Origin of the sequence: Citrobacter freundii complex sp. 2024EL-00216 (assembly GCF_043945515.1) — a bacterium.
GTDB lineage: Bacteria > Pseudomonadota > Gammaproteobacteria > Enterobacterales > Enterobacteriaceae > Citrobacter > Citrobacter portucalensis.
In genome coordinates, this window is the sequence record NZ_JBIMRA010000001.1 from 445,510 (window position 1) to 462,673 (window position 17,164).

Genomic DNA, 17,164 nt, shown 5'->3' on the forward strand with positions numbered 1-17,164 from the left:
TGGTGTCACGAAGCGCGTCTAAACGACGCGCTTATCTTCACCCCATCACTGCAGTGCCTAAACGACAGGTGCAACAGCGTCGTCCCTGTTCATCAAAGATAACGATTTCCCAGCTTTGGCTCTGACGCCCGAGGTGCAGCGGCTGGCAGACACCGCGCACTTTCCCTTGCGATACCGCCCGATGATGCGTGGCGTTGAGTTCCGTCCCTACCACGCACTGCCCGTCGCGGGTCATCAGATAACCCGCCATTGAACCCAGCGTTTCCGCCAGGGCCGCGGATGCGCCGCCGTGCAGCAGGCCAAATGGCTGATGCGTGCGGCTATCCACCGGCATTTCGGCTTCCAGCACATCATCACCCAGCCGGGTATAGACTATGCCTAAATGCGCCACCATCGTGTTCTGACTGGTGGCATTGAGTTCATCCAGCGTTAAATGACGCTTCCAGATCATCGTCATGCCCCCAGCGTGGAACCGCCGTCCACCACGATATCCTGTAACGTAATGTGGCTGGCCAGATCGGAAGCGAGGAATAAAATAGTGTTGGTGATCTCTTGCGGCCGGGCGATTTTCCCCAGCGGAATCCCGAGTTTAAACTGCTCGCCAAATCCACGAATGCGCTGTTGCTCCGCGTCATCGCTAACCCACAGCGTGCGCTGCATATCGGTGTCGGTCGAGCCTGGCGACACCACATTACAGCGCACACCGCTGCCCGCCAGTTCAAGTCCGACGGTCAGCGCCAGACTTTTCAACGCGGCTTTTGACGCGCCGTAAGCACTCATGCCGATACGCGGCGTGTGCGCCGCATCCGACGCGACGGTCACGATCGCCCCGCCCTGCTGGCGACGAAACTGCGCCATCGTCTGCTGAAACAGATTGAACGCCCCACCAACGTTAACCGCAAACGTCTGCTGCCACTCCTCTGCGCTCAGCGCATCGGTGGCCCCCATACGCAAAATACCTGCGGCATTGACCAAAATATCCAAACGCTCGCGCGCTTTGAGGACGCGCTGGCACACCTCAGCTACCTGTCCGGCATTTGCCACATCCAGCACTTCGGTCGCAAACGGGTAGTTATCCTGAGGAAATTCGCGATCGAATCCTGTCACCTCAGCGCCAGCATTCGCAAATGCCAACGCCGTGGTGTAGCCAATCCCTTTACCCGCGCCGGTTACCCAGACGGTTTTCCCGGCAAAATCAAATCCAGCCATTACTTCACCTCGCGGGAGAGCAGCGCCCACCATACGTCAATGGTCGGTTTTTTCGCCAGCATCACGAAATCAATGTCACCATGAACCTTACGCCAGCGCGCCGCCAGCGCCATCATGCGCACGGAATCCAGCCCGTAGTCGATCAGGTTTTCGTCATCCATCGGCTCTTCAGACTCATCCAGCAACGGCAGAATAACGCTGCGCAACGCATCTTTACTGGTCGGGACCGGTGTCGGCAATAATTCCTGGGTCATAACCACACGCCCGGAACGTCCCGCCACGTATTTCAGCGACATCAGGTGTTCGTCACGGCTAAAGTCCGCCAGCGCATCGGCAACCATAAACGGCTTGATGTCACGCATGAAGGCGTCCGTTGCGGTGGTCATACAGCCGATATGCGCATACACCCCGGTAATGATCAGTTGATTACGCCCGGTTTCCTTGAGCATCTGTTCCAGCGGGGAACGATGAAATGCGCTATAACGCCATTTCACCAGAATGGTATCCGCTTCATCCGGCGCCAGCGCCTCAACGATCTTTTGTTGTTCCGGGGAACGCGTCAGGCCCGGTCCCCACATATCATTGAGCAGAGCGCGGTCTTCATCACTCTGTTCTTTCGGCTGAGCGGTGTAATACACCGGAATGTTATGCTCTTTGCAGTACTGGCGCAGCGCGGCGATGTTCGCGACGACCTGCTCCATCATCGGGCAGTTATCGCCCCAAAAGCCGATAAAATAATCCTGCATGTCGTGGATCAACAGCGCGGCGCGTTCAGGGTCAAATGCCCAGTCGACTTTGTTCACCGGAACATCAAGCGCCGTTGGTAGCGCATAAGCCTGCAGTTTAGGAATTGCCATTTCTATTTCTCCTTCAGGCCAGTGAACGTGATGCCAGCCACTGACGTAATTGTTTTTTATCTACCTTCCCCACTGGAGTCAGCGGTAATGACTCAACGCACTCAACACGATCGGGTAATTTGAATTCCGCTATGCCCTGTTCGCGTAGAAAACGGCGCACCTGCACCGCGCGCAGCGGCTCTTTCACCACCAGCCAGGCACAGCTTTTCTCACCCATCAGTTCGTCTTCCATACTGACCAGCGCGGCATGGATCACCATTGGATGGCGCAGCAGCAAGTTTTCAATCTCTTCAGCGGCGATCTTCTCCCCGCCGCGATTGATCTGATCCTTTTCACGCCCCTGAACGGTGATGTAACCATCCGGATCGATAGCGATCAGATCGCCGGAACAGTAAAAGCCGTTGGCGTCAAAGGCGCTGGCATTATGCTCAGGACTTTTGAAATAACCGCGGAAGGTGTACGGACCACGCGTCATCAGGCGTCCGGTCTCTCCCTGGGCTAAAGGGTTACCGTCAGCGTCTGCTACCCAGACTTCATCATCGGGACACATCGGGCGCCCCTGGGTATTGATGATGCGCTCAGGACTGTCGTCCAGACGGGTATAGTTCACCAGCCCTTCCGCCATGCCGAAGACCTGCTGCAACTGGCAGCCAATTTCGGCCGGAATACGTGCCGCAAGCGTGGCGGAAAGTCTCGCGCCACCGACCTGAAGCAGTTTCAGCGAAGCCAGTTGCGCATTACTGCCCCACTCCGCAATCGCCTGCAACCACAGGCTCACCGCAGGTGGCACCAGCGCCGTGACGTTAACCTGATGCTGTTCAATCAGCGGGAAACACAGAGTGGCACTCGGGTCAGCCGCCAGCACCACGGTGCCGCCAGCCAGGAATACGCCCAGCGCGCCTGGCGAACTCATGGCGTAGTTATGCGCCGCCGGGATTGCGCATAAATAACGCGTTTCCCCGGTGAAGCGGCAAATCTCATTGCTGCGACGCACGCTGTAGTAGTAATCGTTATGAGTGCGAGGAATCAGCTTTGGCGTCCCGGTCGTCCCGCCAGAAAGCTGGAAGTACGCCACCTCATCAGCAGGCGATGGCGTGGCGGAAAAATCTGTCGCAGGCTGGTTTATCGCCGTTTGCAGATTGTGTTCACCTTCATCGTTACGCAGTAACACCACGCGCACTGAATTGTGTTCGGCCACAAAAGCGTTAAGAAAATCGTCGCCGCTAAACAGCGTATGCTGGCGATCGGCAATCAGCAGTGCCGGCTCAATCTGTTTGGCATAGGCGTTGAGTTCGTTACGCTGATGGCTGAACAGCGCCAGCACTGGAGCCACGCCCAGCTTGAGCAGCGCAAAGAAGGTGATGTACAGCTCAGCCACATTGCCCAGTTGTACCAGCGCGGTTTCGCCAGGTTTGATCCCCTGGCGACGCAAACTGCAGGCAAGATTGTCAGCGGCCTGATTCAGCTGGCGATAGCTCAGATGGCATTCACCATCAATAATCTCCGTATGGTCGCTGTCGGCGTGACGGGTCAGAATGTCGGTCAGCGGCAAATCCTGCCAGTAACCTTTTTCACGATACCTGCGGGCAAACTCTTCCGGCCAGCGGGTGAAAGGAATACTCATTATTGCTCCTTAAAGCCAGTCCACAAGGCTCTTAATGCAGTCCAAAAACATTCAACATCGTGGAGAGCTTGGCCCCCGTTTCACGCCATTCCGCAACCGGGGAAGAGGCTGGAACAATTCCTGCTCCGGCAAAGAAACGTACCTGATTGCGCAGCAGCTTCGCACAGCGGATCGTCACCACCCACTCACCGTTACCTTCGGCATCACACCAGCCGACAATACCGCCGAACAATTCGCGATCGAACGGCTCCAGCTTGGCGATAAGCTTGCGCGCAACCTGATGTGGGAAGCCGCTTAGCGCAGGCGTCGGATGCAGCAGGCACGCCAGCGTCAGGGCGTTTTCCTGCGGGTTGGCTTTACCTTCAAACGGTGTGCCGAGGTGCCAGAGCGTCGGCGTGGTAACCAGCTGCGGAGAAGAAGGCAGTTGCAGTTCACGGCTGCGATCGCGCAATACCGTTTTCATCGCCTGCGTCACCAGTTCGTGCTCATGGCGGTCCTTCTCAGACGCCAGCAGGCGGATCCCTGCTTCGCGATCCAGCACATCATCAGGCTGGCGACGTGCAGAGCCCGCCAGCGGCAGAGAACTGAAACGATCGCCTTCTTTGCGCAGTAGCAGTTCCGGACTGGCACCAATCAATACGCCGCCGTCTTCAATCGGTACATGGAAGTTGTAGCTCGCTGGATTTTGCGCCACCAGACGCTCCAGCAGCGCACCGCTGTCAATGTTGGCATCGGCGGTGATATCGATCAGGCGTGACAACACCACTTTGTCGACTTCCGGAGTGGACGTCAGCGCAGCCGCCCGGGCGACCATATCTTCAAAAAAGTCCTGTTCCGGGATCGATTTACGTTCAACGACGTTCAGCGACTGATGCGCGGTAAAGTAACGTGATGATTGCTGCTTCGCCGTACGAGAGAAGCTCTGCCATGATTGGGGAATAAACAGCGATGATGGCTGGCGGGTATCAAAGGGAATCGCCCCGACCATGACAGGGTTCGCGATGCCCTGCGATTTGGCATCAGCAAACAGTGCGTTCATTTTCTGTTGGAAAGGGCTGTCTGGCGAATCGCCATCAATTGCCGGTTCCGCATAGCGGGCGAAGCATCCTGACGTCGTAAAACTACGGTACGGCGACATAAAGAAAAAACTGTCGGGAGCGAGCGTCGGCATAGTCTGCGTTTTTTCCTCGGCCAGTGACGTATCCATATCATCCTCCAAAAATGATAAAGGCTCTAATAATGATTATCATTTATATTTTCGGTCGCTAACCTAAAAGTAAAGCGGCGGTATGTCAACTCTTGTGGTAGCACAATGTGCGACTTTGGCTTGCATCCTTGCTCGCTAACAATGAAAATGAGAAGCATTACTCATACTGATAACAGGAAGCCGATTCGTGAGTCTCCCCTCTTTTTGCCGCACCGTGCTCTTACTGGCAGGTTTATCTCTTTCAGGAATTTCTTCAGGTCACGCCGCCGACTGGCCGCGTCAGGTTACTGACAGCCGCGGTACGCATACGCTTGAGCATAAGCCGCAGCGAATTGTCTCCACCAGCGTGACCCTCACCGGCTCGCTGCTGGCGATTGATGCCCCAGTCATTGCCAGCGGTGCCACTACGCCGAACAATCGCATCGGCGATGCGCAGGGCTTTTTACGTCAGTGGAGCGAAGTAGCAAAAGAACGCAAACTGAGCCGCCTGTATATCGGCGAACCGAGCGCCGAAGCCGTTGCAGCTCAAATGCCGGATCTGATTCTGGTAAGCGCCACCGGGGGAGATTCTGCCCTCGCGCTATACGATCAGCTGTCCACCATTGCGCCAACGCTCATCATTAATTACGACGATAAAAGCTGGCAGTCGCTGCTGACCCAGTTAGGTGAAATTACCGGTCAGGAGCAACAGGCAACTGCGCGAATTGCCGAGTTTGATAAGCAACTTCAGGCGGTTAAGCAACATATTACCCTGCCACCACAGCCGGTCAGCGCGCTGGTATATACCGCCGCGGCGCACAGCGCCAACCTGTGGACGCCTGAGTCAGCGCAAGGCAAGCTGATGGAGCAGTTAGGGTTCACGCTGGCAACGCTGCCTGCCAACTTGCACACCAGCCAGAGTCAGGGCAAACGCCACGATATCATCCAGCTTGGCGGTGAGAACCTGGCGGCAGGCCTGAACGGCGAAGCGCTGTTCCTGTTTGCAGGCGACAGCAAAGATGCCGACGCTATTTACGCCAATCCGCTTCTGGCGCATCTGCCAGCCGTGCAGAATAAACGCGTTTACGCCCTGGGTACGGAAACCTTCCGTCTCGACTACTACAGCGCCACGCTGCTGCTGCAACGTCTGTCGGCTCTGTTTTAATGTTCAGCGCCGGATGCGGCTAACGCCTTATCCGGCCTACAACCGTAGAGCACAACGCGATCAGACATTCACGGGGACCTGCCGGAATCGGCGCACTTCTCCCAACAGCAGCAGCAGTAACAGACCGACAATCACCAGTCCAAATCCACTCACGCTTGCCGAAGCAACCGGCGTCATCATCGCGCCCAGACCACCTAACAACGCCGCGCCAATCGCATCGCCGGTGACGTTTTGCGCCGTCCACAAACCGTTAATTCGTCCGAGCATCGCTTCCGGCGTCTGCGTCTGTAACAGGGTGTACTGCAACAAAGAGCTGACCGCACTCAACCAGCCAAACAGCGCCAGACAAACCACACCAAGCTGCCAGACGGGCATCAAGCCAAACAGGCCGATAGCCAGAAATGAAGCCACGGTCGATGCCAGCATAATCAGTCCCGGACGAACGCTGTGCGCCAGTTGTCCGCTGGTCAATGCGCCCACGGCTGCCCCCAGCGGAATAGCCGCATACAGCAGGCCAATTTGCGCACTCGACATGTGCCAGTTAATCGCCAATGCCGGATATAGCACACGCACGGCGCTCGCCATGGTTAACAGACCACCGAGCAGCGCAATGCCGCCAATCAGCGGGCTGGCAAGCAGAAAGCGAAATGCTGCCAGCAGCGATTTCAGCGGATGCTCGCGCGGCTGCGGCGGAGGCGGCAACGCAGGAAGGCTCAGCAGCGGTAGTAAGGTAATGAAGGTTCCCGCCGCCGCCAGTCCGTAGTTCCAGGCCACGCCGCCAGTCGCGAGCAGCACCCCGCCAAGCATCGGTGAAATTACCGATCCCAGACGCACCGTCAGCATGGTAATCGCCCCGGCCTGCATCAAATTCTCGCGCCCAACCAGCGCTGGCGTCGCAGCCAGCAATGCGGTCACGCCCAGAGAGGCAAAGAAACCATCCCATAAGCCAAGCAGATAAATCGCCAGCAACGACGGTTCGGGCAGCAGCGCATTCAGACACAGGCCAATAAAGCCAATACCACAGGTTCCACGCGCCAGCAGGATCACTTTTTTACGCTCATAGCGGTCGGCCAGCACTCCGCCCACCATCAGGCCAATAAACATTGCGCTACCGGTCAACGTCACCGACAAACCCACCTGCCAGGTCGACTGGGTCATCATCTGGATCTGTACCGGAACCGCCACGCCGAGTAGCCCCAGAGAGACAATGGAAATAAAACGGGCGAGGAAGACAGCGCGAAATGCTGGGTGGGTCTTTAACAGGCTGAGATTGAGCAGCCAGGATTGTCGATTCATTACAGAGCCTTACCAGGTACTTTTTCAATATCCATTCGATGGCTGCACATGCTAACATATCCAAATAAGATCGATAACGATAATTACTATCATTATCAGGGAAGTTGATATGTCATGCTCTGTTTCCGCGACACGCGCCTTCGCCGTGCCCGGACTATTGTTATTACTTGTTCTCACCACGGTATTAAGTCTGGTTATTGGCGCCAAGTCGCTACCTGCCTCCGTGGTGCTGGATGCGCTCACCGGCAGTTGTCAAAGTGCTGATTGCACCATCGTGCTGGACGCGCGCTTGCCGCGCACTCTGGCGGGGCTGCTCGCCGGTGGTGCGCTGGGCCTGGCTGGCGCACTAATGCAAACGCTCACGCGTAACCCTCTCGCCGATCCCGGCATTCTGGGTGTCAACTCCGGCGCCAGCTTCGCTATTGTGCTGGGGGCCGCGCTGTTCGGCTTTTCCTCTGCGCAAGAACAGCTGCTGATGGCCTTTTGCGGTGCGCTGGCTGCATCGCTGATCGTAGCTTTTACCGGTAGTCAGGGCGGCGGGCAGTTAAGCCCGGTACGTCTGACCCTGGCGGGCGTCGCGCTGGGCGCGGTGCTGGAAGGATTATCCACCGGCATCGCCCTGCTCAACCCGGACGTTTACGATCAGCTGCGTTTCTGGCAAGCCGGCTCACTGGATATCCGCAGCCTGCAAACGCTGAAAGTTGTGCTGGTACCAGTACTGATTGCCGCGGCTGTCGCACTGTTCCTCAGTCGCGCTCTGAATAGCCTGAGTCTCGGCAGCGACACCGCTACCGCGCTTGGCAGTAAAGTCGCTCGCACGCAATTTATTGGCCTGCTGGTTATTACCGTACTGTGCGGCAGTGCGACCGCGATTGTTGGTCCTATCGCCTTTATCGGCCTGATGATGCCGCACATGGCGCGCTGGCTGGTGGGGGCGGATCACCGCTGGTCACTGCCCGTAACCCTACTGGCAACGCCTTCTCTGTTACTGATTGCCGATATAATCGGTCGCCTGATTGTCCCCGGCGAGCTGCGCGTGTCGGTAGTCAGTGCGTTTATCGGTGCACCGGTGCTTATCTTTCTGGTACGCCGTAAATCGCGCGGAGGTGGCGCATGATGCACCTCTCCCGCCGCCTGATAATCAGCAGCCTGCTGCTGGTTGCAGGTTGTCTCGTCATTGGTTTGTGGAGCCTGCGTAGCGGCGTTGTTACGCTGGAAACCCAGCAAATTATTGCCGCCTTGCTCGGCGATGCGCCGCGCAGTATTACGCTGGTGGTAACCGAATGGCGTTTGCCACGCGTGCTCATGGCGCTATTGATTGGCGCGGCTCTCGGTGTGAGCGGCGCAATATTTCAGTCACTGATGCGTAACCCGCTGGGTAGCCCGGATGTGATGGGTTTCAATACCGGAGCCTGGAGCGGTGTGCTGGTGGCAATGGTGCTGTTCGGACAGCATCTCACCGCTATCGCGCTGGCGGCCATGCTGGGTGGGATCCTGACCTCTCTGGTGGTCTGGGCGCTCGCCTGGCGCAATGGGATCGACACCTTCCGGCTGATTATTATTGGTATAGGCATTCGCGCCATGCTGGTGGCGTTCAACACCTGGCTGCTGCTGAAAGCATCATTAGAAACCGCGCTGACGGCCGGGCTGTGGAACGCCGGATCGCTCAATGGCCTGACCTGGGCCAAAACCTGGCCTTCTGCCCCGCTGATTATCATCATGCTGGTGTGCGCCGCGCTGCTGGTACGCCGGATGCGTTTACTGGAAATGGGTGATGACAGCGCCTGTGCGCTTGGCGTCAGCGTTGAGCGTTCACGTCTAATGATGATGCTGGTTGCGGTAGTACTGACCGCTGCCGCCACCGCGCTGGCCGGTCCTATCTCGTTTATTGCTCTAGTCGCGCCGCATATCGCGCGACGTATAAGCGGTACATCGCGCTGGGGATTAACCCTGTCGGCGCTGTGCGGCGCGTTGCTGTTGCTGATGGCGGATTTATGCGCCCAACAGCTGTTTATGCCTTATCAGCTTCCGGTGGGCGTTGTCACCGTAAGCCTCGGCGGTATTTATCTTATCGTCTTGTTAATTCAGGAGTCCCGCAAAAAATGATCGAATCAGTAGCCCGTTTGCGTGGCGACCAGTTAACGCTGGGTTATGGCAAGTTTACCGTGGCGGAAAACCTCAATGTATCGATTCCCGACGGCCATTTCACCGCGATTATCGGGCCAAACGGCTGCGGGAAATCAACGCTACTGCGCACGCTGAGTCGTCTGATGACGCCCGCGCACGGCAAGGTCTGGCTTGATGGCGAGCATATTCAGCACTATGCCAGCAAAGAAGTCGCCCGCAGAATAGGTTTGCTGGCGCAAAACGCCACCACGCCGGGAGATATTACGGTACAGGAGCTGGTTGCCCGCGGACGCTACCCACACCAGCCGCTGTTTACCCGCTGGCGGCAAGAGGATGAAATTGCGGTCTCAAACGCCATGCAGGCGACGGGTATCACCCACCTGGCATCACAAAGTGTGGATACCCTTTCCGGCGGACAACGTCAGCGCGCATGGATTGCGATGGTGCTGGCGCAGGAAACGTCGATTATGCTGCTCGATGAACCCACCACCTGGCTGGATATCAGCCATCAGATCGATCTGCTGGAACTGCTGAGTGATCTAAACCGGGAAAAAGGTTATACGCTGGCCGCCGTTTTGCACGACCTGAATCAGGCCTGTCGCTATGCAACGCATCTGATCGCGCTGCGTGACGGAAAAATTATTGCCGAGGGTGCACCGAAGGAGATCGTCACCGCGCAGCTTATTGAAAAAATCTATGGACTGCGCTGTATGATTATCGACGATCCGGTTGCCGGAACGCCGTTAGTGGTGCCGCTTGGACGCAACAAATAACACGCGTTACAGTATGGCGGCCAGCTTGCCGCCATACGACAATTCATCACACCAGTTGCTGATCAATAAACGTCATTTTTTGCTTACGCGACATCATGGCATGGTTCAACAGAACACCACCACACGCCACCATTCCCCCCAGTAATGCGGCCAGAATAACGATCATTGATTTAGCCGGACCGTCTTTTTTCACCGGCAGCGAAGGTGAAAGTTGATATTTAAACGGCGTAAATGTTACGTCACCCACATTCATCGCTAACAGTTGCTCAACGTGGTACTGGCGATTACGTAATTCACCGTTAATTTCAGCAACATCCGTTACTGATTTTTCTATTTCTAATTTACGTTCGATGCCGTCAGCACCCAGTGAAATAGAGAAATCGGGGTCATCCTTCACCGCCTGGCCATTACTGTAGACCGGCTTTTTAATCCCGGCGGCATTGGCGATCTCCAGCGAGTAGTTCAGTCGCTGGATATTTGCTTCCAACTGGTTTTTGAGCCTGACGCGATCCATCTCCAGTCTTTCTTTTTCATAACTGGTTTTGATGGACAATTTATTGCGAATATCTTCCAGCGTTTCTTTCACCACAAGGGCAGAAATATACTGGATATATCCCTTCAGCACTGACTGGGCTTCTTCGGCCTGAGGTGCGGTAAAACTCAGTGTCCATGAGGTATACAGCGAAGTTTCGTTCTTCTTACCCAGGTTAGTATCAACCGCTTTCATTTTCTCACTGAGCCTGACAATTGCCTGATGCAACTCCATTTCGTCGATATCAGCACCTTTCAATTGATCCATTACGTAAGGCGAAGAGCGCAGATATTCTTCTAACAATGACGGCGACTGGAATTTTTTGATAAACAGGTTAAACACATCACCACGGCTAACGCTAATATCCATATCCAGCACGCGCAATTTGGTCAGCGTATTCTCTAATCCCTGCCATTGAACCGCTTCCGCCGGCGTCACGATGGCCTGACTGGTCCATTTTTGTGGCAGCAGAAAAGAGACCAGAATACCCACACAAGCAAAGGCGAAAACGGTCGCTATAATTTTCGTTCTTGCACGCCATAAGATTTCGATTAGATTCACTAAATCGATTTCATTTGCGTTTGCCGTTGGCTGAGGATACCCAGTAAATTCCGAAACGTTATCTTGCTTTATATTTAATGATGACATGTTGCGTGACCTGAAAACTTTCCTAAAAGAAAAACATTCCTGTGGGAGAAGTCTACCAGCTAGTCAGAATTATCCGAAACAATCTTTGTGCTTGTCGCCCTACCAAAAATTATATTCGGAATTTATTCACCCCTTTCATCACCTTGTATTGCATAAAAAAGAACAATTCCATAACATATTATTTACATTATGGAATTGTTCGATCACCGCGATAGCAATATTCGTCTTGTTACACAGATTTATTAATCAGTGCATTTATTACAGGCCCTATCGCCTCAAATGAGGCAGGGGAAATAATATCAACATGCGCGCAATCCTGGCGGTAAACATCCAGACTGGATATCCACGGTAACCAGCTGCGCTCAGGGCTGACACACGGTACTAACGTGCGCTCAGCGACGAACAGCGTGGCATGACCTGCAAACGGCACGCTGTGCGCCGTGGTAAGCAGGCGAACCGCATCGGCGTAGTTGCCTTCGATAGCGTTAAATAAAGCCTCTGACGCATTCCCCTGCTGCGCCGCCAGAAACGCTTCGCGTTCACGCTCGATCTCCGCCAGTACCGCTGGATCCAACCCATTGGCCTCTTTTTCTTGCCAGTTTTGCGTTTCTGGCGGCCAGGTATCCAACAGTCCGAGGAATGCAACAGTCTCTCCTCTGGCATGTAAGCGCGCGGCGATCCCCTGTGCCAGCGTCCCACCCAGCGAATAACCTAATAAATAGTAAGGTCCGTGAGGCTGTTGACTGAGCAACGTTGCCAGGTGATGTTCGCATACCGCATCAAGATTTTCCGCCGTCTGCATAGGGCCATCCGGTCGTGGCGACTGAATACCTATAATCGACCACTGCGGGCTGAGATATCGCGACAGCACGCTAAACTGCCAGGCAAAACCCGACGCCGGATGGAAACAGAACAGCGTTGGGCCGTGACTTTCACGCAGCGGCAGCAGTGCCTCAAATCCCAGAAGCTGCGACTGCTCATCATCAGTGCTCTCCAACAGAGCGCTCAGTTGTTCAACAGTAGAGGCCACCATAATCTGCCCCGGCGTCACCTGACGCTCAAAAACCCGGCTCAACTGTGCCGCCAGCTTCATCGCCAGCAACGAATGTCCGCCAAGCGCAAAGAAGTCTGCCGCCACGTCATTCACCTCGCAATTCAGCAAAGCCGCAAAAGACTGCGCGATGGTGGTTTCAGTCCCTGCTCGCGGTGCGCGCCCGGAAACACGCGACGTCAACTGAGGCATCGGCAGCGCTTTACGATCCAGTTTACCGTTCGCGCTAAGCGGCAGTTCCGCCAGCTGCAACAATACCGTCGGCACCATATGCGCAGGCAGTTTTTCACGCAGCTTTTCCCGCAACGCGGACGTATCCAGCGGTAAACCCGATTGTGACACCAGATACCCCACCAGTTGACGCGCATCGCCGCCTGTCGCCGCCGCCTGGTTGAATACGCAGGCGTGGGCAACGGCATGCTCGACATCAGGCAACTGCTGCATCACCCGGTCAATCTCGCCGAGCTCAATGCGTTGTCCGCGAATTTTAAGTTGGTCATCGCTGCGTCCAAGGTACTCCACCGCGCCATTTTCCAGCCAGCGCGCCACATCTCCGGTACGATACATGCGTTCGCCAGCGTTAAACGGATCGGCGATAAAGCGGCTTGCGGTCAGATCCGGACGGCCCAGATAACCTTGCGCCAGTTGGATCCCCGTCAGATATAAGTCACCAGCCACGCCGAAAGGCACCGGGCGCATCATGGCATCCAGAATACGTAAACCGGTATTCCAAACCGGATAGCCAATCGGCACGCTGTTGCCGGTTACAGCAGCAAGGTCTTCCCCCCAGGCCGGATACCAGCTCACATCAACCGCCGCTTCCGTTGGTCCGTACAAATTGTGCAGTGGCGCATGAGTTAACTGTTCCCACTCACGGCATAAATCTGCAGGCAAGGCTTCGCCGCTGCAAAATACCCGTTTCAGCGAGGCACAACTCTCCCGCGCGGTTTCCGGCGTCAGTGAAGCGACAAAAGCGGCCAACATAGAGGGAACAAAGTGCGTGGTCGTCACCCCATATTGGGCAAAGAACTGCTGCATCGCCAGCGGATCGCGGTGCGCCTCAGGCTCTGCCATTACCAGCTTTGCCCCGGCAATAAACGGCCAGAAAAACTCCCATACCGAGACGTCAAAACTGCACGGTGTTTTCTGCGCCACCACATCATCCGCGGTCAGCGGATAGTGATTTTGCATCCACAGCAGACGGTTAACGATGGCGGTTTGCCCAACCATCACCCCTTTTGGTCTACCGGTAGAACCGGAAGTAAAAATGATATAGGCAGTATGATTGGGCTGAGATAGTGCCAGCGGAGCAGCATCTTCTGCTGGCAGGGGCGAGTCATAGCACAGACTTTCCAGCCCAGGAATATCGCTAAAGCGCGCCAGTTGCACATTGGTCGCGATCAACAATTTTGGCTTCGCGTCTTCGAGCATCATCCGCAGGCGATCGTCCGGGTATCCGGTATCCAACGGCAGCCAGGCTGCACCGGCTTCAACGATACCGTGCAGCGCCAGCGTCAGGAACACGGAACGCGGCAATGCCACGGCGACGCTGTCTCCAGGCTTGACGCCGCGTGCACGCAAAAGGCTCGCCAGCGCCACGACCTGCTGGCGCATTTCGCGATAGCTAAACTGATAGCGGGCATCGGCCAACGCCGGGGCATCCGGCGTTTTATCGGCCTGCTGTGCCACCAGCGCGCTCAGCGTAGTGGACGGGATCTCGACGGTGGTGTCATTAATCTTCGCCAGCCGCTCATGTTCTGTTGGCAACAGCATCCCGGCGTCGCCGCAGCATAGCGCCGGATTGTCGGCAAACTGCTCGATAAGCCCGATTAAACGCGAGGCATGCTGCGCCAGCGTTTCTGCATCGTAGCGCTGTTTATTGGCCAGAATTTCAATACTCAGCCCACCGTTTTCATCCGGGAATAACGCCAGTTCAAGATCGTTCACCGGCCCTGTCGCCAACGTGTGGGTTTGCGCCTGAACGCCGGGAATATTCAGCTGATAGTCGAATATTTTCACGTTCAGCACCGGGCCAAACAGCGGCTCTGCACCAGCTGCACGCCCGCTGTCGCGAACGATTTGTTCGGCATCATAACGTTGATGCCGACGCATTTTCTTCAACTGTCCGGCCAGTCGTTGTGCAAGCGCAGGCAAGCTTTCTGCCGCATCCAGCCTCACACCAAATGGCAGTACGTTTAAAACCGGTCCAGTGGAGGTCAACGCCGCCGACCCCATGCGCCGCATAAAGATAAACCCGGCGGCATAATCCATTCGGCTGCATAAACGTCCCAGCCACAATGCCACCAGCGCGAGGGCCAGATCCGCACGCTGAACATCAGGCATACGGGCCGCAAGCCGACGAAACGCCCCTTCAGGCGCGGTTAACTTCATACGAATAATATCCGCGCTGGCCGATCGTCCCGGCAACGGATTGTTCGACAGCGAAGCAGGAGGCGGGAGTTGCTTTCGCTGCTCGCTCCAGAAAGCGCCGTCTCGTTGCCAGGCATCGCTTTGACGGTACTGTTGATACTCTTCCACCACCTCGGCGAACGGTGTAAAAGGCGAGTCTGGCGTAGGCTCGCCGTGTAGCCATGCGCGATAAATTGCGGCTATCTGGCGGGTAATGGCCGGAAAACTGAAGCCATCGACCAGCAAATGATGGTAACGCTGATACCAATACCAACGCTTTTCTCCCACCTGTATAAGCAGGTGAAAAACCAGCGGTTTATTGCCATCAGCACGTATGTCCTGCTGCAGGTCTGCCTGCATCAACGCACGCGCCGCCTCATGTGGATTTGATTTTGCGCGCAGGTCGATAATTTCAGGTTGCGCAAAGGCGAGCGCAGAATCCACCCATTGCCAGATCTCACCGTTATCTTCGCTAAACCGCATCCGCAGGGTATCGGCCTGCTCCAGACCCGCCACAACCGCTTTCGCCAGCAACGAAGCATCCAGTTCGCCAGTTAATTCTACGTAGTGCGCCACGCTCCACGCCGAGGGCAATGTGGAGAGTTTTTCCGCCATCCAGATCCCCGGCTGAGCCGCCACTAATGGTAAACGCTGAGTCATGGAGCCTCCTGCACATCGACGTAGTTCGCTGGCGTCAGCGTGGTCCAGTTTGCTTCCAGCCATTGTTGGCAGGCTTCCTGGGATTGAGGTTCGCAAGCAATTTGCCAGCCAGCAGGAAGCGAGCACTGCTGCGGCCAAAGGCTAAACTGACGTTGGGGATTTTGCAGAATGTAAAACTGGCCCTGCGGATTATCGAAGGGGTTACTGAATTCCATACTCAACTCCTGTCGTGGAACATCGTCCGGTTAAATCGTGTCGGTAAGCGGTTGCCAGAGCGTCATTAGCCCTTGCATCAGACCGCCGCGCCAGCAAAGCGCATCGTGTCCGCCATCAACCTGACGCCAGAAAATAGACTGTGGTGCAGAAGGTAACTGGGCATATAGCGCCTGATTAGCGCGATAAATAATGGGCTCGCGGATCCCCGCTTCCAGGACAATACGCAGCCCCTGAGCACTCACCTTCCCGCTTTTCAGTTGCTCGACGATCGCCCCGTCCTGATGACCACCACGATGCGGCCACCAGTAAGAGCCCGACTGGCTAAGCACACAGCCAAAGCGCGCGGGCCAGTTCAGTCCAGCATACAGCGATGACAACCCGCCAAAACTTTGCCCAGCCACCACGGTGCGCTGCGGATCGTCACTAAACGCGGTCGTTGTCTTCACCAGTGGTAATAACTCCTCCTGCACCGCCAACCAAAAATCCGCATTACACGGTAGCTCATGGCTGCGGTGAGCCGTATCAATGGCATCAATCAGGAGATAAACGGCAGAAGGAAGGTGTCCGCGATGCGTGAGTGAAGTCAACGCAGGCCAGACCGGCATACTCTGTGCCCAAAACTGCCCATCCAGCAGGATAGCCAACGGACGCGTTTCGGGTTGAGCATCACCGGTGGTAAACACCCATACGCGACGCGTATTGCCGAGCCTGGCGCTATACCATTGCAGGCAAACTGCGGGTGAATCTGGATTTTCAGGTCGATCCCATCCGGGCTGTACGGGTGCCTCCGGCATTTCCAGCGCAGACACCGCGTGGCCACGACCGCCCCGCCAGCTCTGCGGATTAAGGGGATCGGCAACGGCCTGCGGCAGCAATTGCCGCCAGCCTTCACGCAGCACGTTTCGGTCAGGCGCTTCGCCTGCCACAAGCGAGGAAAAGATATCGTTGCGCTCTGTTGGGATAAAACAGTAACTGCCACGCCAGTTGGCGCTGAGGGAAACACTCCAGCACCAAACATTTGTTCCATCAATGCGTCGCATCGACTGAGGGGTGGCATTTTGATGGTGGTCGGTGACGCCGGTGATATAAACCCAAACGCGATGAATGGCTGACTCATTTTCCGTTCCCTGCGGGTCACGCCACCAGAAGGTTACCCGATAATTTCCGTTATCTTCACGCTCCCACTCTGGGCCTTTTTTCGACTGCCACCACGCCTCGCTTCCCATCTTTAACGTCGTCACAGCCATAACCCCATGTTTATTGTGAAATTTTATGATCTAGCGTGAAATATATTGATAATATTATTGATAACTATTTGCATTTGCAATAGCGTATTGTCGCGCTGTGGGAAGCGCGTACAGTTTTTCACCACTTATAAACCGACCTGGCGCTGCGTACTTTTTCTGGAATG

Annotated in this window: 14 protein-coding genes; 4 read left to right on the plus strand and 10 right to left on the minus strand. The window is 55.8% G+C overall.

Translation table 11 applies throughout. The features are described from left to right. Positions 1-37: 37 nt before the first annotated feature. Genes entH through entC form a run of 5 tightly spaced genes read right to left on the minus strand, consistent with a single transcriptional unit; the run spans position 38 to position 4,897 of the window. Positions 38-451 (minus strand): proofreading thioesterase EntH, encoded by a 414-nt coding sequence (entH, locus tag ACHHZ7_RS02255; protein ID WP_060682596.1) that lies wholly within the window; start codon positions 449-451, stop codon positions 38-40. 2 nt (positions 452-453) lie between these two features. Continuing rightward, positions 454-1,209: a 2,3-dihydro-2,3-dihydroxybenzoate dehydrogenase EntA gene (entA, locus tag ACHHZ7_RS02260; RefSeq protein WP_060682597.1), complete on the minus strand. Its 756-nt coding sequence runs from the start codon at positions 1,207-1,209 to the stop codon at positions 454-456. Continuing rightward, complete coding sequence (locus tag ACHHZ7_RS02265) at positions 1,209-2,066, minus strand: isochorismatase (protein ID WP_060682598.1); 858 nt, start codon at positions 2,064-2,066, stop codon at positions 1,209-1,211. The genes entA and ACHHZ7_RS02265 overlap by 1 nt, the downstream gene beginning before the upstream one ends. Before the next feature lie 13 nt (positions 2,067-2,079). Then, positions 2,080-3,690, minus strand: coding sequence for a (2,3-dihydroxybenzoyl)adenylate synthase EntE (gene entE, locus ACHHZ7_RS02270; RefSeq protein ID WP_395148557.1), 1,611 nt, complete (start codon positions 3,688-3,690; stop codon positions 2,080-2,082). A 31-nt stretch (positions 3,691-3,721) separates the two neighbouring features. Beyond that, positions 3,722-4,897 carry an isochorismate synthase EntC gene (entC, locus tag ACHHZ7_RS02275; RefSeq protein WP_060682600.1) on the minus strand — a complete coding sequence of 392 codons (1,176 nt, stop codon included), beginning with the start codon at positions 4,895-4,897 and terminating at the stop codon, positions 3,722-3,724. A gap of 187 nt (positions 4,898-5,084) precedes the next feature. Between entC and fepB the strand changes: the two genes are divergently transcribed. Next, entirely contained in the window at positions 5,085-6,041 is a 957-nt protein-coding gene (fepB, locus tag ACHHZ7_RS02280) for a Fe2+-enterobactin ABC transporter substrate-binding protein (RefSeq protein WP_032942658.1), read from the plus strand. A 60-nt stretch (positions 6,042-6,101) separates the two neighbouring features. On the opposite strand, the gene entS is transcribed toward fepB, so the two are convergent. Next, a complete protein-coding gene (gene entS, locus ACHHZ7_RS02285) occupies positions 6,102-7,337 on the minus strand; it encodes an enterobactin transporter EntS (RefSeq protein ID WP_003831193.1) in 1,236 nt (411 codons plus the stop codon). A gap of 109 nt (positions 7,338-7,446) precedes the next feature. On the opposite strand from entS, the gene fepD reads away from it, so the two are divergent. The 3 genes from fepD to fepC are packed head-to-tail and all read left to right on the plus strand — an operon-like array spanning position 7,447 to position 10,237. Beyond that, entirely contained in the window at positions 7,447-8,454 is a 1,008-nt protein-coding gene (gene fepD, locus ACHHZ7_RS02290) for a Fe(3+)-siderophore ABC transporter permease (protein ID WP_003831192.1), read from the plus strand. Continuing rightward, the gene (gene fepG / locus ACHHZ7_RS02295) at positions 8,451-9,443 is read left to right on the plus strand and encodes an iron-enterobactin ABC transporter permease (RefSeq protein WP_008784056.1); all 993 of its coding nucleotides are present in this window, start codon (positions 8,451-8,453) and stop codon (positions 9,441-9,443) included. The genes fepD and fepG overlap by 4 nt, the downstream gene beginning before the upstream one ends. Beyond that, entirely contained in the window at positions 9,440-10,237 is a 798-nt protein-coding gene (fepC, locus tag ACHHZ7_RS02300; protein ID WP_060682601.1) for an iron-enterobactin ABC transporter ATP-binding protein, read from the plus strand. Before fepG ends, fepC begins: the two co-directional genes overlap by 4 nt. Positions 10,238-10,283: 46 nt before the next feature. Here the strand turns inward: fepC and wzz(fepE) are convergent, their stop codons facing one another. From wzz(fepE) to fes, 4 genes are all read right to left on the minus strand, one after another. Further along, positions 10,284-11,417: an LPS O-antigen length regulator Wzz(fepE) gene (gene wzz(fepE) / locus ACHHZ7_RS02305; protein ID WP_060682602.1), complete on the minus strand. Its 1,134-nt coding sequence runs from the start codon at positions 11,415-11,417 to the stop codon at positions 10,284-10,286. Between the two features lie 229 nt (positions 11,418-11,646). After that, positions 11,647-15,537, minus strand: a complete 3,891-nt coding sequence (gene entF, locus ACHHZ7_RS02310; RefSeq protein WP_060682603.1) for an enterobactin non-ribosomal peptide synthetase EntF — start codon at positions 15,535-15,537, stop codon at positions 11,647-11,649. Further along, a complete protein-coding gene (locus ACHHZ7_RS02315) occupies positions 15,534-15,752 on the minus strand; it encodes an MbtH family protein (protein WP_060682604.1) in 219 nt (72 codons plus the stop codon). The genes entF and ACHHZ7_RS02315 overlap by 4 nt, the downstream gene beginning before the upstream one ends. 30 nt (positions 15,753-15,782) lie before the next feature. Beyond that, positions 15,783-17,000 (minus strand): enterochelin esterase, encoded by a 1,218-nt coding sequence (fes, locus tag ACHHZ7_RS02320; RefSeq protein WP_081003604.1) that lies wholly within the window; start codon positions 16,998-17,000, stop codon positions 15,783-15,785. Between the last annotated feature and the right edge of the window lie 164 nt (positions 17,001-17,164).